Annotated in this window: 1 protein-coding gene; it reads right to left on the reverse strand. The window is 65.7% G+C overall.

Translation table 11 applies throughout. From position 1 onward, the window contains the following. Positions 1–24 precede the first annotated feature (24 nt). Positions 25–957 carry an IS110 family transposase gene (locus E3C22_RS24340; protein WP_134764481.1) on the reverse strand — a complete coding sequence of 311 codons (933 nt, stop codon included), beginning with the start codon at positions 955–957 and terminating at the stop codon, positions 25–27. Positions 958–1,118: the final 161 nt, after the last annotated feature.

The following is a 1,118-nucleotide window of genomic DNA, read 5'->3' on the forward strand; positions in this document are numbered from 1 at the left end:
GCACCTCAGCGACTGTGTTGGAAGTCAAGCGGGTTGCCATGGTTTCTGGTGCCGAATGATGGCGTTGAGGATGGTGAGCAGCTTTCGCGCCGCTGCGATGATGGCGACCATTTTGGGTTTGCCGGCGTCGAGGAGGCGCTGGCGGAAGGCCTTGAAGATCGGGTTGTGTCGGCAGGCGACGAGTGCGGCGAGGAAAAGCGCCGTTCTGACGGTCTTGCGCCCTCCTGCGATCATGCTTCTGCCCTTCCATCGGCCGGACTGGCGTGTATAGGGAGCCAGGCCGGCGAGGCTGGCAATCTGCTTGGCATCGAGGCGGCCGAGCTCGGGTAGCTCGGCCATCAGCGTGCGGGCGGTGATCGACCCGACGCCCGGGACAGAGGTCAAGAGGTCCTCGTTCGCGCGCCATGCGGGCGAGCCGCGCACGCCCGTGTCGATCTCGGCATCGATCTCAGCCAGTTCCTTCTCGAGCGCCTTGATGAGGCGCGCGATGCTCTTGGCGATCCGCTTGACAGAAGCGCGTCGCTCACGGTTCTTCTCGGCCACGATCATCACGACGATTTGCCGGCGCCGGGCCACGAGATCGGCAAGAAGCCGCGTCGCCTGGTTGGGCATCGCCCGCAAGGCGGGCCGTGTCGCTTCGGCGAAGCGGGCGATCATCGCCGCGTCGATCGGATCGGTCTTGGCGCGTTGTCCCACGGCCTGGGCGTAGTGGCGCACTTGCGCCGGGTTCACGACGACGAGCGGCAGGCCGGCCCCTGCAAGGGCTGCCGCAACCACCGTCTCGAACCCGCCGGTCGCTTCGACGGCCACCAGTTCGGCTCCGAGCGGCTGCAGCCGCTGCACCAGCGCCGCAAGGCCTTCGCCGTCACGGGCAAGCGCGAAGGCGGTGCCTTCGGGCAGAACGTGAACGTCAAGCCGATCCTTCGATACGTCAATGCCGACCCACACCATCTCCATCCTCCCTCGTCCTTGCAAAAACGGGCTCTTGCGGCCCAGACGACTGTTCGAGGTCGATGGATCGACGGAAGGGACACCAAGCTGAGGTCCGGGCTCTCTCGCCCGAGGATGAGACGGTGTCCCCTCCATCTCCGCACCATCAACAATACCAGATGATGCGA

Origin of the sequence: Jiella endophytica (assembly GCF_004519335.1) — a bacterium.
Taxonomy (GTDB): Bacteria; Pseudomonadota; Alphaproteobacteria; order Rhizobiales; family Rhizobiaceae; genus Jiella; species Jiella endophytica.